The sequence below is a fragment of the Brevundimonas pondensis genome (genome assembly GCF_017487345.1).
Taxonomy (GTDB): domain Bacteria; phylum Pseudomonadota; class Alphaproteobacteria; order Caulobacterales; family Caulobacteraceae; genus Brevundimonas; species Brevundimonas pondensis.
Map to the genome: position 1 here is coordinate 298,753 of NZ_CP062006.1, position 20,576 is coordinate 319,328.

Here is a 20,576-nt window from a genome sequence, read left to right on the forward strand (position 1 = left end):
CTAATTGATAACTCAATTCATTCAATTTTGAAGATTTCAAAGTCAATGAAAAGATCAAATGTTAAATTGAGACCGATTACCGTCTGAATTTTGGCGATTTTCCGCGCGCTTTTAGGTCGAAAGCTGACGGGAACATGTCGGCCTCGCTCTGATTGGAGGGTGCGGAGGCCGAGGGGCCTTCCTTAAATCAGCTTCGGAGGGTTCATCGTGACCACTAAACTCATGACTTCGGCTTTTGCGCTGTCAGCAGCTCTGGCGTTCGGCGCTCTGCCGGCCACCGCCGCCCTGGCGGGTCCGGAAGTGAACAGTTCGACTGTTCAGAATTCCAATCTCCAGGACAATTCCACCGATGTGGACGTGGGGCTTGCGGATTCGCTGAACAACAATTCGACCAACGACTCCAACAACGACAATTCGACCGACCTTGATGTGGGCGTGTCGGATTCGTTCAATGACAGCTCGAATTCGAACAATGACAACTCCGCGGACCTCGATGTCGGCGTGACGGACTCGTTCAACGACAACTCGCAGGCGGACTCGAACAACGACAACTCGACCAACCTGTCGGTGGCGGATTCGTTCAACGACAACTCCCAGACCGATTCGAACAACGACAACTCGACCAATCTGGATGTCGCCGTGGCGGATTCGTTCAACGACAACTCGATGAATGATTCGAACAACGATAATTCTGATCACTCGACGACCAATATTCGGGTCGCCCTGTCGCTTCAGGACCTGAACGCCAGCGTCAGCGGCTTCAGCTTCAACGTCGGCGGCGAGGACGACGGCGGATCGCTGGACACCGGTGATATCAGCAACTCCGGCGGCGCCTTCGCCGGCTTCGCGGGTATCCAGACCGTGACCTACAACACGGGCTTCGCATCCAATAATCAGGCTGCGACGGCGATCAGCGCCAACGCCAACGTCACCTTCGGCAACGGCGGCTGAAAGCAACAATGAACCGGCCAGGCGGATCGTCTGGCCGGTTTTCTTTTTCGCTTTCGAGGAGGGTGACCCATGTTTCGCATTCTGAGCGGCGTCTTGCCGGGTGCGCTGGTCTTCATGATCGCCGCCGGGGCCGCAGCCCAGGTCGTTCCGCAGATCGAGGCTCCCGATCCGGTTCTGCCGGCGCCTGTCTTGCCAGACGCAGTCTCGACGGCTGTGGCGTCTCCAGCGTCGGCGGTGTCGGCCTCTCAGGCCTTGAGCCTTGAGGAGCTGCAGGAAGAAAGCGGTCGGCAGGGCATTCAGATCTACGCCGGCGCCAACCAGAACCTGTCGGCGGTCAACTCGGGCAACAGCATTCACGCCGATCAGGTCGGCTCGGGCAATATCACGCTCAGCGAGGGGGCGTTCGCGGGCTTCTCCGGCATCGGCAATTTTGTCGTCAACAGCGGCCACAACAATAATCTGCAAGGCTCGCTCAGCATCATTCTCGTGACGCCGCAATGACTGGCCGTTTCCTTGGCGTCGGAGCGACGGTCCTGCTGGCGGTCGTCTGTGGCGCCCCGGCGGCGGCCCAGGTCAGCTTCAGCCAGGGCGGCGGCACCTATTCGCTCCAGGTCGTCAGCTATCGCGACATCCCCTTTCGGACGGTGGTGCGCCAGGAATATGATTACAGCTGCGGCTCTGCCGCCCTAGCGACCTTGCTGCGCTATCACTACGGCCGTGACGTCGCCGAACACGAAGTCTTTCTCTCCATGTACGAGAACGGCGACCGTCAGGCGATCGAGAGGGTCGGTTTCTCCCTGCTGGACATGAAGCGCTATCTGGACAGCCACGGCTTCCAGGCCGACGGCTTTCGCATGACGCTGGCGGCGCTCGAGGAGGCGCACGCTCCGGCCATCGTCGTCATCAACCTGAATGGCTATCGGCATTTTGTGGTGGTGAAGGGGCTGGCCGCCGATCGTGTTCTGGTCGGGGACCCGGCCCTGGGGCTGAAAACCTACAGTCGCGAGGAATTCGTCGGGATGTGGAACGGCATCGCCTTCCTGATCCGCGATTCCGCCGATCGCTTCAACGCCGTCGATGAGTGGCGGCCTTTCGCTAGGGCGCCGATGGATCGCGCCCTGCCCACGGATTCACTGGCCGAACTGACCCGGGAGCTGCCGCCGCTCTATCAGATCACAACGACCTTCTCGCTGGATCCCTACCTGCGGTGATGAAAATGTTCCGAGTTCGAGTTCTGTCCTGGGGAGTCTGCGCGGCGGCCTTGCTGGCGGCCCAGTCCGCCCTGGCGCAGGCCGCTTCTTCTCATACCGGCGCGACCGCCGAGCCGGAGTTCGCTCAGACAGGTCTGGCGGACTTCGGGTTTGAGGACGCTCTGGCGGCTGCGTCCGCGGCTTCGCCAGAGGCCGCGCGCCTTGCCTCCGTTGAGTTGTGGACGCCCGTACCCGACGGGGCCACGCCGCTCAGCGACGATGAGCTGGCCGATATGCGGGGGGGCTATATGACGGCGGGCGGCGTGACCTTCGATTTCGGCGCCGTGGTCCGCACCTATGTCGGCGGGGCCCTGGCGATGGAAACGCGCCTGACCTGGACCCCGACCGGGCCTGTCACCGAACAGGTGAGTGGCGGTTTGCCGGGCTGGATTCCTCTTGCGGACGGGGGCGCCATCCAGGCGGGCGGGTTGAATCTGACGGGCCTGTCGCCGGGCTCGACGGGCATGATCCTGACCGACGCCGACGGCACGACCGCCCTGATTCACAATGTGCTCAACGGTCATCTGCAGAACATGGTGTTCAACGCCGCCGACAATCGCGACATTCGCCAAGACATGCAGCTGATGCTGACCCTGCCGAACTTCGAAGCAATGCAGCGCGATTACAGCATCGCGCGTCTGGGGTCCCAGATTTCCCAGGATATCGACTGGGGCAATATTATGGGATTTGCGCACTGAAAGGAGCTCGGCGGAACGGATGAGCGCCGGCTTCGTTTTACCATTCGTTAAGGAAGCATTTGGGCCCGGGGAGGGGTGAGGATGCAGATGGGCGTTCCCTACGCCGGCTATTCTGAAGCCGCGCGTCAATCCATACGCGCCGAGCGTCTGGCGCGCCCGCCTTTGCGGCGCCCTCAGCGCCCTCCCGCCGATGTCGCGGCCCTGAAGGTCCTGAGCGCCGTCGCCCCGTTGAGCGAGGACGAACGGGCCCTGGTCCGCAAGCTGTGTCTGTACCGTGAATCCATTCCCGCCGGCGCCGAGTTCGCGCGCGAGGGCGAGGCCGCTCCAGCTCGCCTGATCGTTAGCGGTTGGGCTTGCCGGCAGCAGTCCTTGCCTGACGGGCGGCGTCAGATTTTCGGTTTCCTGATGGCCGGCGACGCCATCGGTCTGGGGCTGCGGCCGCGTCCCCTGGACGAGGTCTCGACCGTGGCGGTCACGCGGGTCGAGTGTGTGGACGCCTTGATGCTGCGTGAGATTTTGGCGGTCCAGGACGGACGCCATGCCGGTTTGCGCAACGCCCTTGCCGCCGCGCGTCGCTATGAGGAGGCCTGCCTGCTGGACCATGTGGTTCGTCTGGGGCGGCAGTCGGCGCATGAGCGTACGGCGCATTTCCTGCTGGAGTGGCGCCAGCGATGCCGTGTCGCCGGTCTGGCGGATGCCGAGCGCTTTCCCATGCCCCTGACGCAGGAAGTGCTGTCCGACGCCCTGGGCCTGAGCATCGTTCACCTGAACCGGACGCTCCAGCACATGAAGCGTGAGCGTCTGATCGAAATGAAACGAGGCTGGGTCGAGATTCTCGACGCCTACAGGCTGAAGTTCATCTGTGACTACCAATCGCGCTGGCCGACGGTCGGCGGCGATGGTTCATCGGTGTCATTGGTCCGGGAGTTCTAGTTCACCATCAAATGGCAATGCGCGTGGTCGCGCGGCGTGATTGGCTGACGAATATTGAATGGGAGGCTGACGTGTATTTTCGTAAGGCCGTTCATCTTCTGGGGGTGTCGTCGCTCGCCATCGTCATGGTCTGCGCCTCGGAGGGCGCGGCGCGCGCCCAGGAGGAAGACCCCTCTGCTCGCCTGGCCCGGCTCGAAGCTCTAGTGGCCGAACAGAGCCGGCGTCTGAGTGAACAGGAAGCCATGCTGGCGCGTCAGGCTGAACTCCTGGAGGCGCAATCCCGACGCATCGACGAGCGCTGGCGCGTCGATAACCGCTATAGTGAAGTCGCGTCTGTTCCACCGGGGGCTACCTTGCTGGGGCCGGCGGGCCTGGAAGCATGGCGCGCGGGTCAGGATACGACGGGTCAGAATCCGGATGGACGCTCGCCGATTCAGCCGCCGCCGCCGCCCTCGTTGAACGAGCGGCGCCTGCAACTTGCCGCTGTGCCTGAAGAGGTCGCGGTGTTGAGCCCGAAAGGCCGGCTCACCTTCGACGTTTCGGCGGAATACACGCGTTCCTCGGCCAATCGCCTGGTGTTCCGCGGCGTCGAGATCGTGCCCGGCTTGCAGATCGGGGTCATCGAAGCCAGCGAGGCGGACCGCGACACCTTCGGCGCCACGATTGCAGGGCGTTACGGCATAACCGATCGCATCGAGGTGGATGCGCGCATTCCCTATCTGAAGCGCAATGACACCATCACCACCGTCCAGCAGCGCGACGAGGCCGTGACCCGGACCATCGACCTCAAGGGCGACGGCATCGGCGATGTCGAGGCGGGCATCCGCTATCAGATCAACGGGGGCGAAAAGGGACGTCCTGTGTTCGTCGCTGGCCTGCGCGTGAAGAGCGACACCGGCGAAGGGCCGTTCGATATCCCGCGTGATGAGTTCGGCGTGGCCAGCCGTCTGGCGACCGGTTCGGGCTTCTGGGGGATCGAGCCCAGTCTCAGCATGCTGTTCCCCAGTGATCCGGCAGTCATCTTCGCCAACATCAGTTACTTCGCCCACCTGCCCAGGGATATCGACAAGAGGGAAGGCGACATTCTGATCGGACGGGTCGATCCCGGCGATTCCATCGGCCTGGGCATAGGCTTCGCTTTCGCGCTCAATCAGCGCTTCTCCTATTCATTGGGCTACAAGCACAACTACATTCGCCCGACGAGCACGGAGTTGAACAACATCACCGAGAAGTCTGACGATCTTCAGATCGGCGCCCTGACCTTCGGCATGTCCTATCGCATTACGGACAGGTTCTCCCTGAACGGTAATTTCGAATTCGGCGTGACCGAGGACGCCCCCGATATGCGTTTCGTGCTGCGCGTGCCGGTGGTCTTCTAGGGCGAAGGCTATCTGACCTGCGCGCCTACCGGCGGAAGTCTCCGGGTTTGAGGTTGTGGCGCTTCAACTTGTCATAGAAGGTCTTTCTCGGAATCTTCAGGTGCAGAAGCGCCTCGGCGATATCGCCGCCGAACGTCTCCAGGGTGTCGTGAAGAATGCGGCGTTCAAACTGGGATACACGTTCGGACAGCCCGCTGTCGGGTTCGCCGTGCGGACCTTCGCCTAAGGCTTCGAGACCCAGAGCGAAGCGTTGGGCGAAATGAGACAACTCCCGGATGTTGCCGGGCCATGGTGCTTCCAGCAGGTGTGACCGCACGGCGTCGGTAATCGGCGGCGTGACTCCATCAGCCCGAACCTGGGCGCGGGCCAGAAGGCAAGCGAACAGCAGGGGGACGTCCTCGCGGCGCTCCCTCAAGGGGGGCATGCGAAGCCTGACCGCGTTCAGCCGGTAGTAGAGGTCCTCGCGCACCCGACCGTCGGCCACGGCTTCGCCGAGGTCGCCGGTCGACGAGGCCAGGACGCGCAGGTCCACGGCGCGAGGCGTGTCGGCGCCGATGGGGTGGATTTCCCGCTCTTCAAGGACGCGCAGCATCTTGACCTGGACCGACAGGGGCATGCTGTCGACGGCGTCCAGAAACAATGTGCCGTTGTGCGCCCGCTCCACATGGCCGACGCGACGACGCATGGCGCCGGCGAATGCGCCCAGTTCATGACCGAACAGTTCGCTTTCGATCAGACCCTCGGGCAGGGCCCCGCAGTTGACGGCGACGAAGGGCTGGGGACGGCGTCGTCCGCTGTAATGCAGGGCGCGGGCGACGGCCTCCTTTCCAGCGCCCGTTTCACCTTCGATCAGGACGTCCATGCGGGCGTCGGCGATCTGGGCGATGGTGGCGCGAAGTGCGCGGATCGCCCGGCTTTCGCCCAACAGCGGCAGTTCCAGTCCCGCCTCGGACGACAGGGCGGCCAGGCGACGGTTGTCGAGAACCAGGGCCCGCTTCTCCAGCGCTCGCTTCAGGCTTTCGTGCAGACGTTCGAAAGCAAAGGGCTTGGCCACGAAGTCATAGGCGCCCGCGCTCATGGCGGCCACGGCTTCAGCGATGTCGCCGTGGCCGGTGATAAGGATCACGGGCAAGGCGGAATCGAGTGTCTGGAGTCGTGTCAGCAGTTGCCTTCCGTCCATGCCGGGCATCCGAAGGGCGGACACGACGACGCCGGGAAAGTCGGCGTCGATCTCTGCCAGGGCGGGGTTGGCGGAATGAAAGGTGCGAACGGACAGGCCTGCGAGTTCCAGCCGTTCGGCCAGGGCGGCGCGGAAGTCGTCGTCGTCTTCAATGAGGGCGACGGCGTCGAGGCGCGGAAAGTCCATCATGCGCTCCTCAGGGTCATGACGAAGACGGCGCCGTTTTCGGCCGGACGCAGGTCCAGTTCGCCGTTGAAGGCGGCGACGATGTCGCGACTGATGATCAGGCCCAGACCCAGGCCGGTCGTCTTGCTGGTGACGAAGGGCGTGAACAACTGCTCGCGGATCTCAGGGGACACGCCCGGCCCATTGTCGGCGACGATCAGCTCCACCTGGTCGCCGTCCTGTCTGGCGGACAGGGTGATGACAGGGCTGGACGCGCCCTCCAGTGCTTCCAGCGCGTTCTGGATCAGGTTGACGATGACCTGCTCCAGACGAAATCGGTCCGCCATGACGACGACGTCCTGATCCTTGTTTCGGATCAGCCGGACCCCGGCCTGACGCAGGCGGCCGCCGAGCAACAGCAAGGCGCCGTCGATGGCCTCGTTTACAGAGACCGCCGCCAGACCGGGCTCGCTCTTGCGGGAAAACGCACGGAGCTCCCGGGTGATGGCGCCGATGCGCGCCGTCAGGTCGCCGATGCGGGTCAGGGCGCGCGCAGCCCTGGCGGCCTGGTCCCGTTCGAGATAGGCGGCGGCGGTCTCCGCCTGGGTCCGGATGGCGGCGACGGGTTGGTTGATCTCGTGCGCCACGCCGGCGGCGATCTGGCCCAGGGCCGCCAACTTGCCGGCCTGCACCAGTTCGTCGCGCAGAGCCTCGCGGCTGGCCTCGGCGCGCATGCGTTCCTCTATCTGGCGGTTCAGGGCCGCGTTGGCCTCGCTGAGGGCGCGGGTTCGTTCGACGATGCGTTGTTCCAGATCATGGCGAGCGGTCTCGGCGGCGCGGTGACGCGCGGCGGTTTGCTGACGGCGGCGTAGCAGGACGGCCAGGACGCCGAAAACCAGGGTGATGATCAGGGCGGCGATGACGCGCGCGTTGGCGACCGCCGTCTCGATCGCCCCGCGCGTGGGCGTCAACAGGTGCAGGGTCCACCCCGGCGTCGCGGTTTTCGCCGAGGCATGCATCCAGGGACGTGGCGCATCATCGACCGTCGCCTCGACGATCTGCGATCGCCCGTCGGCGGGCGTGCGGAAGTTCAAGGGCGTCAGGGCGCCGTGGCCCAGGGTCTGATCGGCCAGGGTCAGTCTGCGGCTCGCGGCGTCCATCGGACGCAAGGTGCGAAAACGCCAGGCGGGGACGCTGGTGATCAGGATCACGCCGCCGGGATCGGCGACGTAGGCGGGTTCTCCTGAAGATCGCCATTCGGCTTCCAGGGCGTCGAACTCGACCTTGACCACGACAACGCCGAGAGCGCGCCCGTCGGGGGCGACGACGCGTCGCGCCAGGAACAGCCCTGGCTTTCCGCTGACCGTGCCCAGGGCGAAGAATTCGGCCGCTCCGTCGCGCATGGCCTTGATGAAGTAGGGGCGGAAGCCATAGTCGGCGCCGAGGAAGCTGATGTGCCGACGCCAGTTGCTGGCCGCCCGCGTCACGCCGTCTGCGGCTATGACATAGATGGCCGAGGCGCGGGTCTGATCGGCCAGGGCCTCGAGCCTCTGGTTCAGCGCCGTCGCATCTGTGCTGTCGGGCTCTTGCAGAAGACGCGCGACATCGGCGTCCGTGGCCATGGCGGGCGGCAGGGAACGGTATTTCTCCAGCTCGCTGCGAAGGACTGCGGCATGAAGCGCGGCGGCGTTTTCCGACTGTCGTGCGAGCACGGTTTCGGAGTCGCGACGTGCGGTTTCGCCGGCGGCATAGGCGCCGACGAGGCTTGTGACCAGCCAGGCCGCGGCCAGCACCGCCAGGGCGCGTCGATTGCCTGTTCGTGGCGCGGCGTCGATTGAAGGCGGGGGTGGGCGGGTCATGATTGTTTGTGCGGTATTTCGCACAGATGGGCCATATTTTTGAGCGATTTCATGCACAAAAACTGCGCCAGCGTGCCGGAGTTGAATATTTTTCCTATTAAATTCAATTAATTCAATAGAATTTTGGCTCTTGTTGGCGGCGCGCGGTGACTGACGCAGACTGAGGCGCAAGCGTGACGAAGAGCACGCCGAGGAAACCGCGAGCGCCTTGGCTCGCCGTCAGGAGCGACCTTCTTGATCCCCAACGCATCAGAGACGGCGACGGTCGTACGCCGCCCCTTCTATCGGCATCTCTATTTCCAGGTGCTGGTCGCCATCGTTCTCGGCGGGGCCATCGGTCACTTCTGGCCAACCTTTGGCGAGAGTCTGAAACCCCTGGGCGACGCCTTCATCAAGCTGGTGAAGATGGTCATCGCGCCCGTGATCTTCCTGACCATCGTCACGGGCATCGCCGGGATGCGCGACATCGGCCGGGTCGGTCGGGTGGCGGCCAAGGCGTTCGGCTATTTCCTCGTCTTCTCGACACTGGCCCTGATCGTCGGCCTGATCGTGGCCAACATCGTCCAGCCCGGACGTGGTCTGAACATCGACCCCGCCAGCCTGGATGCCGGTGCGGTGTCTCAGTACGCCCAGGCCGCGCATGAGAGCACCATCGTCGGCTTCCTGACCGGCATCATTCCCGACACGGTCGTCAGCGCCTTCTCGACCGGCAACATCCTGCAGGTCCTGTTCGTCTCGATCCTGTTCGGCATCGCCCTGGCCATGATCGGCGATCTGGGCAAGCCGGTAATGACCTTCCTGGAATCGGTCAGCGCAGCCTTCTTCAAGCTGGTCGCCATCCTGATGAAGGCCGCGCCCATCGGCGCCTTCGGGGCCTTCGCCTTCACCATCGGCGCCTATGGCATCGCCTCGGTCGCCAACCTGTTCGCCCTGATCGCCACCTTCTATCTGACGGCCGCCATCTTTGTGGTCGGGGTTCTGGGGCTGGTGGCGGTCGCCAACGGTTTCAACATCCTGAAGCTGATCCGTTACCTGAAGGAAGAGCTGCTGCTGGTGCTGGGCACCTCCAGTTCCGAAGCGGCTTTGCCTAGCCTGATCTCCAAGATGGAGCGGGCAGGGGCGTCCAAGTCGGTCGTCGGCCTCGTTGTGCCCACCGGCTATTCCTTCAATCTGGACGGCACCAATATCTACATGACGATGGCGGCCCTGTTCATCGCCCAGGCGCTGAACATCGACCTCAGCCTGCAAGACCAGATCCTGTTGCTGCTGGTGGCCATGCTGTCGTCCAAGGGCGCAGCCGGGATCACCGGCGCGGGCTTCATCACCCTGGCGGCCACCTTGTCAGTCGTCCCCACTGTGCCGGTGGCGGGCATGGCCCTCATCCTCGGTATCGACCGCTTCATGAGCGAGTGCCGCGCCCTGACCAACTTCATCGGCAATGCGGTGGCCACGATCGTCGTCGCCCGGTGGGAAGGCGAGCTGGATCGCGACGCGCTCAAGGCGGCTCTGGACGGCGGGCCCCAACCCTTGGCCGCCGCGCCTGACCCGGCGGCGGGACCGGGGGACGATCTGGTCCTGGCTGACGACTGACACACTGAAAATTTCAAGAACGCGACCGTCGGCAACAGGCGGCGCAAGGGAGCGGAAAATGAAAATGAAATCCAAGATCGTCCTGATGGCGAGCACGGCATCGGCCGTCCTGTTCGCCGGCGCCGCCCTGGCCCAGGAAGCGCCCGCCGTCGGCGGCGGCGAGCAGGCGTCTCAGGTTGAAGACGTGGTCGTGGTCGGCACCAATATCCGCGGCGCCCGGACCACCGCCGCCCTGCCTGTGGTGGTCGCCGACCGCGAACAGATCGAGGCGACCGGCGCCACGACCGGGGATGAACTTCTGCGCACCATTCCGCAGATGGGCGACGTCCTGTTCGACTCCGCCAATAATCCGCAGACTTCGAATTCCGCGCGGGGCGACGTGAACTCGGTCAATCTGCGCTCGCTTGGCGTGGGCAACACCCTGGTGCTGCTGAACGGGCGTCGCCTGGTCCAGCACCCGACCAGCCAGGGCACCTCGGACACCGGCACTGTGCCGGTGTTGAGCTATAACTCCAACGCCATCCCGGTGTCAGGGCTGGAGCGGCTGGAGGTGCTGCTGGACGGTGCGGCGGCCATCTATGGCGCCGACGCCGTGGCAGGCGTGGTCAACACCGTCCTGCGCGACAATATCGACGGTCTGACGGTCAGCGCCCGATACGGCGGCGCCGAAGGCACGCAGATGCGCGACACCGAGCTGAATCTGTTCACCGGCAAGAATTTCGACCGCGGCAACGTCTCGCTGTTCGCCAACTACGCCCAGCGGACGGCCCTGTGGGCGTCGGACCAGGATTTCACCCGCTCGGACGATATTCGTCCGCTGTTCGCCGACTACGCGGATTTCGCCAACGTCCAGTCCCTGGACGGTCGTTCGTCGCACACGCCCTGGGCCCGTCTGTCGGTCGGGTCGCGCGCGGTGATCCGCTCCAACGGGACCGCCGTGACCAACACGGCGGGGGCTTTCCGCTTCCAGCCGACCGGCTTCGGCTGCGGCGTCAGCGTTGGAAACGACATCTGCATCGCCAGCGGCAACCACAACTTCAACACCACCAACCGTGAGATGCGCTACGACACCCGTCACGAGACGACGGTGCGGCCTTCGGTCGAACGGCTGAACCTCTTCCTGACCGGTCGCTATGACCTGACCGACACCGTCGAGGCCTTTGGCGAGATCGGCTACTACAGCGCGCACAGTCGCGCGGTGCAGCCGCCGGTGGTCAACCTGAACCAGATATGGATCCCGGCCAGCAACTATTACAATCCGTTCGGCCCCGTGACCTTCGCGGACGGTTCGGCCAACCCCAACCGGCTGCCGGGCCTGACCGGCATTCCGACAGCCGGTCTGCCGGTGCTGATGACCAATTACCGCTTTGTCGACACCGGCTTCCAGGTGGTGAAGGTCGACAACTATCAGGCGCGCGTCCTGGGCGGCCTGCGCGGCGAATGGCGCGGCTTCGACTGGGAAACGGCTCTGGTCTATTCGGAGGCCGAAGCCGAGGACGTTTCGCCCAACATCAACATGACGGCGCTGCAGAAGCAGTTGGCCCTGTCCACGCCCGACGCCTACAACCCCTTCAGCGGCGGCTGTGTCGCCACCACCAGCTATGGCGATTGCTCACCCAGCTCACGAGCGGCGATCGACGCCATCGTCTTCGACATGCGCCGTCTGTCGCGCACGACCCTGACCATGGCGGACTTCAAGCTGTCGCGCGGCGATCTGTTCAGCCTGCCGGCCGGACCAGCAGGCATGGCCGTCGGCATCGAGGCGCGTCGTGAGACCCAGAAGGATGATCGCGACGCCAATGTGGACGGGACCTTCACCTTCACCGACATGGTGACCGGCGAAACCAATCTGTCGAACGTCTCGGCGGTCAGCCCCAACCCCGACACCCGGGGCAGCCGGGAGGTCTTTTCGACCTATATCGAGTTCGCCCTGCCTCTGGTCTCGCCCGAGATGAATATTCCTCTGATCTATCAGCTGGATATGCAGCTGGCAGGTCGTTACGAGCACTATTCGGACTTCGGTTCGGTTGCCAAGCCCAAGGTGGCGGTGGCCTGGGACGTCGTGCCGGGCGTTCGCGTCCGGGGCTCCTATTCCGAAGGTTTCCGCGCGCCCAACCTGGAACAGACCAACGCCACGCAATATTCGCGTCTGGCCAGCGGCGTGGACTATGTCCGTTGCGAAGCCGACCTGCGTGCAGGGCGCATCGCCAGCTTCTCGGCCTGCGCCCAGAACACCTCAGGCGCGTCGCTGCTGGTCGCGGGCAACCCGGATCTGGAGCCGGAAGAGAGCACCAACAGCTCCTATGGTCTGGTGTTGCAGCCGTCCTTCATTCCCGATCGCTTCGGAATCTTTACCTTCACCGTCGATCGCTGGCGCATCGAGCAGGAGAAGATCGTCGGTCTTCTGGGCGCCCAGACGGCTCTGGCGCTGGATTATCTGAATCGCGTCGAGGGCGGTTCCAACCCGCTGGTGAACCGTCGCGCCGCCACGCCCGAGGACATCCTGCTGTTCGAAGGCACGGGCCTGACGCCGGTGGGCGAAGTGGTCTCGATCAATGACCGCTTCATCAACCTGCAGCCGCAGACGGTCAGCGGTCTGGATCTGGGGATGAACTGGTCGCTGCGACGCACGCGCTTCGGCACCTTCATGGTCAACCTGAACGCCAGCAAGCTGGATGAATTCGCCCGCGATCCCGGCGACATCGTCAACGCCCTGTACGCCGCCCGCGCCGCCGGCACGATCAACGCCGGAACCACCCTGCCGGAAACGGCCCAACTGGTGGGCCAGAACGGTCGACCGGAATGGCGGGTCAACGCCAGCCTGACCTGGCGCAAGGGTCCGTTCCACGCCGGCGTGTCCAGCCAGTATATCAGCGACTTCGACCAGCCTGGCCTGCTGGGCGCCTCCAACGAAGCCTGGGTGGTCGACTCGCGTCAGACGATCAACGCCTATGTGGACTATGAATTCCCCGCCGAGACCCGGTTGCGTCTTGGCGTGCGCGACCTGACGGATCAGGGGCCGCCGCTGGCTGACGGCGGCTATCGGGGGGCGGTGCACAGCCCCTGGGGGCGCTACTTGTACGTCAACGCCAGCAAGTCGTTCTGATCGGGGGGGGCGAAGGAATGCGCATGTTCAGGCTCGCAGCGAGCAGCCTCGCTTTGACCCTTTGCGGCGCAGCTTTCGCCGCCGCGCAGGATGCGCCGACGGTTTCATCCCCGTCGGCGCCCGCCTCGGCCGTCTGTCCTGATTTCCTTCCGCAGCAGGCGCACTGCTGGTCGGGGCAGGCGGCCAAGGGCGGTTACTACTGGATCGCCGTGCCGCAGAACTGGAACGGCGCTCTGGTCGTCCATGCCCACGGAGGACCGCGTACCGGCGCGCCCGAGGCCGACGACCCGCTGGAGGATCTGGAACGCTTCTCCATGACGGTGAAGGAGGGCTTTGCCTGGGCGGGCTCGACCTATCGCCGCGGCGGTTACGGCGTGCGCATGGCCGCCGAGGACACAGACGATCTGCGTCAGATATTCTGGGACGCCTTCGGACGGCCGCGCCGCACCATCCTTCACGGTCAGTCCTGGGGCGGAAACGTCGCGGCCAAGGCCGCCGAACTCTATGCGCGAGATGCAGAGGGAAGGGTGGTCTGGGACGGTGTTGTCCTGACCAGCGGCGTTCTGGCGGGCGGGACCGAAGCGTACAGGTTCCGCGCCGACCTGCGCGCCGTCTATCAATACTACTGTCAGAACCATCCCGCGTCCGACGAGATTCAGTATCCGCTATGGCAGGGTCTGCCCGAGGGCGTGCGCATGACCCGCGCCCAGTTGGCCGATCGGGTGAAGGCCTGCACCGGCGTCGGCTTGCCCGAAGCCGCCCGTTCCCGGGACCAGAAGCGGCGACTGGCCGACATCCTCGGCGTCGTGGGTATTGAGGAGGATCAGTTGGTGGGCCACCTGGCCTGGGCCACCTTCCTGTTTCAGGATCTGGTGCATCGTCGCCTGGACGGGCTCAATCCGTTCTCGAACGCTGACGCTGTCTATGCCGGCTCACACGATGATGCGGCGCTCAACGCCGACGTGCAGCGTTTCGCCGCTGATCCCATGGCGGTGGCGCGCCTTGCCTATGACGCCGACCTGTCTGGCCTGATCGTGGCGCCGACCATAGCCATTCACGGAAAATACGATCCTGTGGCCTTTGTCTCCAACCAGGCCGTCTATCGGGATCGCGTGGCGACGGCGGGCCGTTCGGACCTCCTGGTCCAGACCTTCACCAATGAGGCCGAGCACAGTGCGCTGAGCGCGCCCGAATATGTGGCCGTCTTTGACGCTCTGATGGAATGGATCGAGCAGGGCCGTAAACCAGACGCTCGCTCTGTGAACCATCTCTGCGAACGCGCCCGGTCACGTTACAACCAGCCCTGTCTGTTTGATGAAGGGTTTGTTCCCGATGTCCGGTGACACATGGGAGCACCGCCGCTGCCCGAGGCTGCATGCGCAGTCGATCTGAGGCAGCAGATGTCCCGGCTTCTGATCGTTTCTGGGGAGGGACTGGAGGGCGCTTGGCTTGTCAATCAACTAAGTGATTGAAAAGAATGGTGGACGCGACAGGGATTGAACCTGTGACCCCTACGATGTCAACGAACGGCATTCCGCGCGAAACCCTTATGTTGCGGGCTTTTCGCGTTCATTGCCCCCCAGCTATGTTCACGGTCTTTTCTGGTGTTTCTGGGGGGTAACTGGGGGGCGCGATCGTCGCCCCTGCCTGGTCGTCGGTGAGAATGGTCAGGGCGTCAGCAAGCGTCCAGACAAGCGCCCCCATGGAGTAGGCAAGAAAGCCTGCACTGACGATGCCGGCGATCCATGCGGCGACCAGTCGGACGGGCTGGCCGTAGCTGTTGAAGGTCGGCATGGACCAAAGTCTGGACCGATAGAGTTGGCGGACGACGTGCATGACCAGCAGGATGAAGGCGGCCCAAGAGAGCCAGATCAACGGCGCGCTGTTCGTCTTGGTGGCCGCCCAGCGCAGGGCGCTGACGACGATCGCCCATTCGATGATCTGGAAGGCGGCGGGAATGCCGGCGTCGACGGCGGTGTTTATGGCGCGGGCGGCGCGTTCGAGGCGCGCATGTGTGTTCACCCTAGCGCCTTCCGGGCCCGGGCGCGGTTGCTGGGCCGGTGGTGGCCGTAGCAGTCCTCAAGGGTCTTGGTGGTCATTCCGGTGAAGCTGGCCGCTTCCCAGGGCTTGGCGTCGCGCTCCATCAACCAGGTCGCGCAGGTGTGGCGCATCCAGTGAGGGGTGATCTCCTCGGGCAGGCCGGCGTCGCGCACCATGCCCTCAAAGCCGGTGCGGATGCGGCCCGCCAGGGGGCGGCCGCCGTGATGCAGGACACTGACCAGCTGTGGGATTTGCAGCGGATCGCCGCCGGCCTTCAGGTGGTCTTCGCGTAGGGCGATCGAGGCGGCGCGGTCCATCTCACGCCAGCGACGCAAGTGGGCTAGCAGGCGGTTGGGGATGACGACAAGAGGGCGGCGCTTGGTGCGATGGTCGCGCTCAGCCTTGCCGCGCCGATAGATGATGCCTTCGTCCAGATCGACCCAAGCCTGGGTGAGGGATTCCTCCCAGAGCAGCTTGGGGATCACGCCGGGACGGGTGCCGGTATAGAAGCCGATCAGGGCGAACCGCCGCAGGTGCGCCCGGTTGAGGCGGCTGGACTTCTGCAGGCGCTTCCACTTGCCGGTCTTGGGGTTCAGGCGCCAGCCCATGGCGGCGAGCAACAGGCGGGCGGCCTGACTGCGGTCGAGCGCGTCGCGGGTGCTTTCCGCTTTGGCCGGCAGGACCACCTTGGGGCGGCGTGTCAGCGGGTGTTCGTCGTGCCAGTATCCGATGGCGGCCGAGAGGTCTTCCAGTTCGCGGCGGGCGCCTTGATCTGTTACGCGTCGGGCGGTCGCAGGGTCCTTGGCCATTTTGATGGGCTGAAGGATGCGATGGGCGACATAGGCTTCGCAGGTCGAGCGTCGGATGTCGGCAACTGTGCTTTCGCCCCAGAACTCCAGCAGGGCGGACAGGCGGGCGCGGACGGCTTTCGGGTCCGGCGCCTTGGCCGCCCGGCCCTCCGCATAGAGGGCTAGGACGTCCGCAAGGAGGACGTCAGCGGGATCAGCTGCGCCATTGGGGCCTGACGGGGCTGGCGTCCACTTGGCCTGGATGTATTCGGCGAGTTTGAGCCCAGCCTCTGCAACTTCGCCTGGGCCGCAGCCAGTGCCAACTTCCTTCGATCCGTCTCGGATAACCCAGACGGATGCCTGCCGCTTGTCGGGGCGGGCTTTTCGGAGAAAGAGCCGGGGACCTTTGGAGGGGCGGGGCATACGGGGCGGGGCTCGAACAACGCCCGGATTCGGGCGGGGGTGACATAAAGGCGGCCGGCGACCTCGGCCGTCAACAGGCGGCCCTTTCGGATCTCGGCGCGCAGGGAGGAAATGGTCAGCGGCCCATTGGGCCAGAACACGGCGACGGCCTCAGCCAAGGTCATGTCATCATCTGCCGCCCAGTCGTCCGGCGAGGGGCGTAGGCGGACGCGGAGGAGGGGATCACGACCCGCCATGGCGCAACCCTTCTTGTTGTGCGGTGCGGGCGGGACAACAAACGATGGTCGACGCCGACAGGTCGTGAGGTTCTTTAGGAGACCGCGTTGCGGTCCCGAAATCGGTCGGAAGCTCCCGTGACGTCACAGGAGAATCGATCATGGAAGCTGAACTGCTGAACAATCTGGATGTGTGGTTTGGGCTGGCGCTGAAGGCCGTGTCGTTGCTGCTTGCGCTTAGGAGGTTGGTTTCGCCGCGTTCCAGTTCGCGAACGCCCTGAGCGGTGGCGACGAAACCGAACGGCGTCCAGGCGATCAGGTCGCGGCGCATCATCTCGGACAGGGCGAAGTGAATCTTGCGGCGCTCGATGCGCAGGACCGTCTGGTCGGTGCGAAGGGCGTCGAAGATCTCGGCGCGGGTCATGGGGCGGTTGCGCATCAGGCGCAGGATGCGCTCCCAGCGCCCGCCCGGGACGTATCCGTGGGTTGAGGGTAGATGGGTCATCGCAGGGCGCCCTGCGGCTGTTCACGGCGCAGGCCGGGGTTGAGGGCGACGCGCTCGGCGGCGGCCTGGCCGGCGCGATAGCTGGCGCCGTCGATCGGGCGGCGGGGGCGGCCGCCGTCTTCCAGTTCATGGCCCCGGCGCGCCAGTTCCTCGGTTACCAAGGCCTTGTGCAGAACGATCAGGCCGGTCCCGGCCGGACGCGGTGGGATCATGCTGAGGATGCGGCGCTGCAGGCGGTCGGCCATGCCGTCGAGGAAGGGCATCAGGCGGCCGACGCGTCGACCGTAGGTCCAGCGCGCCGTGCCGTGCATGTGGCGCGCGGCCTCCGTGTTCATGGCCCGCTCGCACAGCGCGAGGAGATAGGTAGCGATTTCGACCTCGTGCGAGAGGCCGAGGAAGGTTAGGCGGTTGACGTCCTCGCGCTCGCGCCACTGCTCCGTGTTCGTCAGGCGGGCGATAGCGACCGCGACCTTCCACAGCTTCAGGCCGACGCTGCCGGCGCCGACGTGCGTCTGCTCGGCGAAGGGCGAGGCGCGCAGGTCGGCCTCGTCCATGGTCATGTTGTAGTCTTCCAGCAGCTGGGCCAGCTTCTCGGCCGCCGCCAGCGCCTCGGCCTCAGTGCAGCCGTTCTCGACCGTCTTGGCACGCAGGGCGCGGATGCGGGCAGCGGCCTTTTCGCGGTCGGTTCCCTGGGTCATTTCAGAATGTCCTCGACCCGCGTGAACGTGCCGACGATCTCGAAGCCGCCTTCGTTCAGTTTCTGGCACAGAGATTCAGCGCTGGAGCCAATCCACATCATCATGCCGTCGCGGACGCTGGTGACGTGATACTTCTCGTCAGTGTCCTTGCTTGGGTCGTAGCTGACGATCCAGTGCTCGTCCTTCGGGCCGCGACGCACGATTCGGCCGAGAATGAAGGGGTGCCTATCGCCGACCAGATCGGACGGTTCGAATACGGTCTTCAAGCTTCATCTCCCGACGTCAGCGGGTCCAGCCCCTTGGCGGCGCGCCATTCGTTTACCGACCCGTCGCCATCGAGGACGATGCGGGCGGCCATGACGGCGGTCTGGACGGCTTCCTTGCGGACATTGGCGGCGGGTTCGTCCAGCACGGCCTTGGCCAGTTCGCCGAACTCTTCGGCGAGGGCGATGGTCATGATGCGGTCGCCTGGGAACTTGGCCCGGGCGCGGATCAGCTCGGCGCGGACGTCGTCGAGGAAGGCGTCGACCGGATTGTCGGCAAGGGCGGCGGCCGTGACCTCGTCCAGATCCTTTTCGCCTTCGGCGATGGCGTCGCCCTGCCATCCGGCTTCCTCTGCCGCCGCGCACCAGGGCGACGCGAAGAGGTTGATCAGGTCCTTGCGCTGCCAGTTGGTGTTGCCGGTCTTGGCCCACATGAGGCCCGCTTGCAGGCGGTCGCCATCAATGCCGTCGGAGAAGGCGATCAGGATGTCCTCCAGGGCGGCGAAGCGGCGCATCTGCGCGGCGGTGGACGAACCGGGTTTGTTGGCGTTGGTCATGGCTTCACCATCTGGTTGAGAGCATCGCGACTGACGTCAGGGGTCGGGTCGCGGCGGGTCAGGTGGACGCGGAGCTTGCCGCCGGCCTGGCGGGCGCGTTCGTTCGTCAGGTCCAGTTCGGCCTGGTCGAGGCGGGCCAGCGCTGACCGGGCGGCGGTACGGGCTGTGTGGGCTTCGGCGCGGCGGTCCTCGACCTCGGCCTGCAGGGAGGCGATCTCCTGAGCCATGGCGTCGCGCGGCCCCTGGGTCAGGCCTGCCTCGGCCAGCAAGGACACGCAAAGCAGGCCTGCGGCGGTGGCGCGATACTCCTGCCGGTCGGGGCTGTAGTCCTCGGGCGCCGCCAGCGCCTCGATCAGCCCTTTGCGCTCAAGAGCTGCCGTGGCCGTGCAGGCGTAATGGTCGCCGCCCGTCGCGATGCGATGCAGGGCCGCGACCTGGGTGCGCGACAGCGACAGGTTGAAGGCGCCGCTGGTGGTGTATTCCTGGAAGCGGAAGTTGCTCATGCCGGATACCCGTCGTGCAGCTGGCCGTCGAGCAGGCGGCCAGCGGCGCGCTTGCCGGCGCGATAGAGGGTGGGCTCGTCGTCGATGTGCATGCCCTCGGCCGAGGCCGGGGTCAGGGTCTGGTAGTCCCAGGCGTCGTTGAACCAGTCGGCCGTCTCGACGGTGCGGCCGAGGGTGTTCTGAGCGTTCTCCCCCGGGGTCCACTCGCCCCACTGCTTGAACAGGAAGGCGACGCCGGCGTCGGCGCATTGGTCGCGGAGATCGCGCGCCCAGTCCGGGTGCATGGGGCGCGATCCGGCGCCGCTCTCGCCGCCGACGACGACCCAGTCGAGGCGGGCATCGGTGGGGCCGCTGCCCCACTCCTTAGCGGTGCCGGCGAAATAGGCCGTCCACTTTCCGCGCAGGGCGTCGATCTTGTGGTGCGGCTCCTGATCGTCGAATGTCGTCAGGTCGATAGGGCCGAGAAGCGGTTCGGCCGAGATCCAGCGGACGGCGGCGGGCGTCTCCAGCAAGACAGGAATCCGTTCGTTGGCCCGGGTCTGATCTTCTGCGCTAACCCCCATCCAGACGTTCGGCAGGGGAAGTGGGATGAAGCGGTCCTCTTGCGTCGCCTTCTCGCCGGCATGGACGAAGGCGCGCAATGCCTGGCTGAGGCGTTCGGGCGTGAAGGCCGACAGATAGTCGCGCATCCGCTCGGGCCGCTTGGTCAGCACCTGATAAATGTGCTGCGGCGAGAGCGCCATGACGGCGAAGATCTGGTCCAGTTGGTCGTCGGTGACGCCCTCGTGGAACAGGTCGCCATGGGCGCAGACGAAGATTTTGCGGGGCTTGGTCCAGCGCAGGGGCTGGGTCAGCCAATCGGCGTTGAACCGCACCTGTCCGTTCCAGACGGGGCCGGCCTTGCTGTCGATCGTCAGGTCCTTGCGCGACGGGTGATCGCGCAGGCGCGTCCCGGCCAGCTTCATGGCGTAGCAGTTGGTGCAGCCGGGCGAGACGATGGCGCAGCCGGTCACGACGTTCCACGTCGCGTCGGTCCATTCGATGTGGGTGTTATCAGCCATCAGGAAATCACCTCGGGCGCGGGCGGCGGCAGGATTTCACGGCAGTCGGCCAGCAGGTCGGGTAGGCCGACCTGAAAGGGGTCCTCCTCGAAGCTTCAAGGAACTCCACAGCGCGGCGCAGGGCGGCGGCGAGGTGCAGGCCCTGTTCCGGCGTCAGGGCCGGGTGGCCGTGGATGGCCAGATAGAGGGCGTCCTTGTCTTCGAAGTTGGCGAAGACGGCGCCGGTGGACATGCCGGCGTCCTTGGCGATGCCCCGGATGGTGGCGGCCTTGTAGCCCACCGTCCCGAACAGGTTTTCAGCGGCGTCCAGCACCTTTTGACGGGTGACGGCCTTGGCGTGCTGACGGCGGTTCAGGCGGATGGGCTCGGCCGGTTCAGCCGGGGTCGGCGCCTGGGTCATGGCCGGGGTCAT

The 20,576-nt window shown here is 65.2% G+C and carries 20 protein-coding genes; 9 read left to right on the plus strand and 11 right to left on the minus strand.

What is annotated here, in order from left to right; translation table 11 throughout:
* Positions 1-207: 207 nt before the first annotated feature.
* From IFE19_RS01690 to IFE19_RS01715, 6 genes are all read left to right on the plus strand, one after another.
* Complete coding sequence (locus IFE19_RS01690) at positions 208-951, plus strand: hypothetical protein (RefSeq protein ID WP_207825141.1); 744 nt, start codon at positions 208-210, stop codon at positions 949-951.
* 69 nt (positions 952-1,020) lie between these two features.
* Positions 1,021-1,452: a hypothetical protein gene (locus tag IFE19_RS01695; protein WP_207825143.1), complete on the plus strand. Its 432-nt coding sequence runs from the start codon at positions 1,021-1,023 to the stop codon at positions 1,450-1,452.
* Positions 1,449-2,162 (plus strand): C39 family peptidase, encoded by a 714-nt coding sequence (locus IFE19_RS01700; RefSeq protein WP_207825145.1) that lies wholly within the window; start codon positions 1,449-1,451, stop codon positions 2,160-2,162. The genes IFE19_RS01695 and IFE19_RS01700 overlap by 4 nt, the downstream gene beginning before the upstream one ends.
* Positions 2,163-2,167: 5 nt before the next feature.
* Positions 2,168-2,899, plus strand: coding sequence for a hypothetical protein (locus IFE19_RS01705; protein WP_207825147.1), 732 nt, complete (start codon positions 2,168-2,170; stop codon positions 2,897-2,899).
* 87 nt (positions 2,900-2,986) lie between these two features.
* Positions 2,987-3,832: a Crp/Fnr family transcriptional regulator gene (locus IFE19_RS01710; protein WP_207825149.1), complete on the plus strand. Its 846-nt coding sequence runs from the start codon at positions 2,987-2,989 to the stop codon at positions 3,830-3,832.
* Between the two features lie 17 nt (positions 3,833-3,849).
* Positions 3,850-5,211 carry a transporter gene (locus tag IFE19_RS01715; RefSeq protein WP_225910348.1) on the plus strand — a complete coding sequence of 454 codons (1,362 nt, stop codon included), beginning with the start codon at positions 3,850-3,852 and terminating at the stop codon, positions 5,209-5,211.
* Positions 5,212-5,236: 25 nt separating this feature from the next.
* On the opposite strand, the gene IFE19_RS01720 is transcribed toward IFE19_RS01715, so the two are convergent.
* Both IFE19_RS01720 and IFE19_RS01725 read right to left on the minus strand, forming a co-directional pair.
* Positions 5,237-6,580: a sigma-54-dependent transcriptional regulator gene (locus tag IFE19_RS01720; RefSeq protein ID WP_318780462.1), complete on the minus strand. Its 1,344-nt coding sequence runs from the start codon at positions 6,578-6,580 to the stop codon at positions 5,237-5,239.
* A complete protein-coding gene (locus IFE19_RS01725) occupies positions 6,577-8,415 on the minus strand; it encodes a sensor histidine kinase (RefSeq protein ID WP_207825151.1) in 1,839 nt (612 codons plus the stop codon). Before IFE19_RS01725 ends, IFE19_RS01720 begins: the two co-directional genes overlap by 4 nt.
* Positions 8,416-8,649: 234 nt before the next feature.
* On the opposite strand from IFE19_RS01725, the gene IFE19_RS01730 reads away from it, so the two are divergent.
* From IFE19_RS01730 to IFE19_RS01740, 3 genes are read left to right on the plus strand one after another with little or no spacing between them, the layout of a single operon-like run.
* Entirely contained in the window at positions 8,650-10,005 is a 1,356-nt protein-coding gene (locus tag IFE19_RS01730) for a dicarboxylate/amino acid:cation symporter (RefSeq protein ID WP_404822149.1), read from the plus strand.
* 58 nt (positions 10,006-10,063) lie between these two features.
* On the plus strand, positions 10,064-13,111 hold the full coding sequence (locus IFE19_RS01735) for a TonB-dependent receptor domain-containing protein (protein ID WP_207825153.1): 3,048 nt from the start codon (positions 10,064-10,066) through the stop codon (positions 13,109-13,111).
* A gap of 23 nt (positions 13,112-13,134) precedes the next feature.
* The gene (locus tag IFE19_RS01740) at positions 13,135-14,454 is read left to right on the plus strand and encodes an alpha/beta hydrolase (RefSeq protein ID WP_207825155.1); all 1,320 of its coding nucleotides are present in this window, start codon (positions 13,135-13,137) and stop codon (positions 14,452-14,454) included.
* 226 nt (positions 14,455-14,680) lie between these two features.
* Here the strand turns inward: IFE19_RS01740 and IFE19_RS01745 are convergent, their stop codons facing one another.
* From IFE19_RS01745 to IFE19_RS01785, 9 genes are all read right to left on the minus strand, one after another.
* Positions 14,681-15,133 (minus strand): hypothetical protein, encoded by a 453-nt coding sequence (locus IFE19_RS01745; RefSeq protein ID WP_207825157.1) that lies wholly within the window; start codon positions 15,131-15,133, stop codon positions 14,681-14,683.
* Complete coding sequence (locus tag IFE19_RS01750) at positions 15,130-16,362, minus strand: tyrosine-type recombinase/integrase (RefSeq protein WP_207825159.1); 1,233 nt, start codon at positions 16,360-16,362, stop codon at positions 15,130-15,132. Before IFE19_RS01750 ends, IFE19_RS01745 begins: the two co-directional genes overlap by 4 nt.
* Positions 16,363-16,584: 222 nt before the next feature.
* Positions 16,585-17,001, minus strand: a complete 417-nt coding sequence (locus IFE19_RS01755) for a hypothetical protein (RefSeq protein ID WP_207825161.1) — start codon at positions 16,999-17,001, stop codon at positions 16,585-16,587.
* 77 nt (positions 17,002-17,078) lie between these two features.
* Entirely contained in the window at positions 17,079-17,780 is a 702-nt protein-coding gene (locus IFE19_RS01760) for a DUF7168 domain-containing protein (RefSeq protein WP_207825163.1), read from the minus strand.
* Entirely contained in the window at positions 17,777-18,046 is a 270-nt protein-coding gene (locus IFE19_RS01765; protein ID WP_207825167.1) for a hypothetical protein, read from the minus strand. The genes IFE19_RS01760 and IFE19_RS01765 overlap by 4 nt, the downstream gene beginning before the upstream one ends.
* Positions 18,043-18,600 carry a hypothetical protein gene (locus IFE19_RS01770; protein WP_207825169.1) on the minus strand — a complete coding sequence of 186 codons (558 nt, stop codon included), beginning with the start codon at positions 18,598-18,600 and terminating at the stop codon, positions 18,043-18,045. Before IFE19_RS01770 ends, IFE19_RS01765 begins: the two co-directional genes overlap by 4 nt.
* Positions 18,597-19,103 (minus strand): hypothetical protein, encoded by a 507-nt coding sequence (locus tag IFE19_RS01775; protein ID WP_207825171.1) that lies wholly within the window; start codon positions 19,101-19,103, stop codon positions 18,597-18,599. The genes IFE19_RS01770 and IFE19_RS01775 overlap by 4 nt, the downstream gene beginning before the upstream one ends.
* A complete protein-coding gene (locus IFE19_RS01780) occupies positions 19,100-20,164 on the minus strand; it encodes a DUF5131 family protein (RefSeq protein ID WP_207825173.1) in 1,065 nt (354 codons plus the stop codon). The genes IFE19_RS01775 and IFE19_RS01780 overlap by 4 nt, the downstream gene beginning before the upstream one ends.
* A 7-nt stretch (positions 20,165-20,171) precedes the next feature.
* Positions 20,172-20,576 carry a TetR/AcrR family transcriptional regulator gene (locus tag IFE19_RS01785; protein WP_225910349.1) on the minus strand — a complete coding sequence of 135 codons (405 nt, stop codon included), beginning with the start codon at positions 20,574-20,576 and terminating at the stop codon, positions 20,172-20,174.

Coding starts and splice junctions, on each gene's coding strand:
- IFE19_RS01710 (WP_207825149.1), top strand. CDS start 2,987: ATGGGCGTTCCCTACGCCGGCTATTCTGAAGCCGCGCGTCAATCCATA.
- IFE19_RS01705 (WP_207825147.1), top strand. CDS start 2,168: ATGTTCCGAGTTCGAGTTCTGTCCTGGGGAGTCTGCGCGGCGGCCTTG.
- IFE19_RS01720 (WP_318780462.1), bottom strand. CDS start 6,580: ATGATGGACTTTCCGCGCCTCGACGCCGTCGCCCTCATTGAAGACGAC.
- IFE19_RS01725 (WP_207825151.1), bottom strand. CDS start 8,415: ATGACCCGCCCACCCCCGCCTTCAATCGACGCCGCGCCACGAACAGGC.
- IFE19_RS01755 (WP_207825161.1), bottom strand. CDS start 17,001: ATGACCCGCGCCGAGATCTTCGACGCCCTTCGCACCGACCAGACGGTC.
- IFE19_RS01695 (WP_207825143.1), top strand. CDS start 1,021: ATGTTTCGCATTCTGAGCGGCGTCTTGCCGGGTGCGCTGGTCTTCATG.
- IFE19_RS01780 (WP_207825173.1), bottom strand. CDS start 20,164: ATGGCTGATAACACCCACATCGAATGGACCGACGCGACGTGGAACGTC.
- IFE19_RS01775 (WP_207825171.1), bottom strand. CDS start 19,103: ATGAGCAACTTCCGCTTCCAGGAATACACCACCAGCGGCGCCTTCAAC.
- IFE19_RS01735 (WP_207825153.1), top strand. CDS start 10,064: ATGAAAATGAAATCCAAGATCGTCCTGATGGCGAGCACGGCATCGGCC.
- IFE19_RS01760 (WP_207825163.1), bottom strand. CDS start 17,780: ATGACCCAGGGAACCGACCGCGAAAAGGCCGCTGCCCGCATCCGCGCC.
- IFE19_RS01770 (WP_207825169.1), bottom strand. CDS start 18,600: ATGACCAACGCCAACAAACCCGGTTCGTCCACCGCCGCGCAGATGCGC.
- IFE19_RS01715 (WP_225910348.1), top strand. CDS start 3,850: ATGCGCGTGGTCGCGCGGCGTGATTGGCTGACGAATATTGAATGGGAG.
- IFE19_RS01700 (WP_207825145.1), top strand. CDS start 1,449: ATGACTGGCCGTTTCCTTGGCGTCGGAGCGACGGTCCTGCTGGCGGTC.
- IFE19_RS01740 (WP_207825155.1), top strand. CDS start 13,135: ATGTTCAGGCTCGCAGCGAGCAGCCTCGCTTTGACCCTTTGCGGCGCA.
- IFE19_RS01750 (WP_207825159.1), bottom strand. CDS start 16,362: ATGCCCCGCCCCTCCAAAGGTCCCCGGCTCTTTCTCCGAAAAGCCCGC.
- IFE19_RS01785 (WP_225910349.1), bottom strand. CDS start 20,576: ATGACCCCGGCCATGACCCAGGCGCCGACCCCGGCTGAACCGGCCGAG.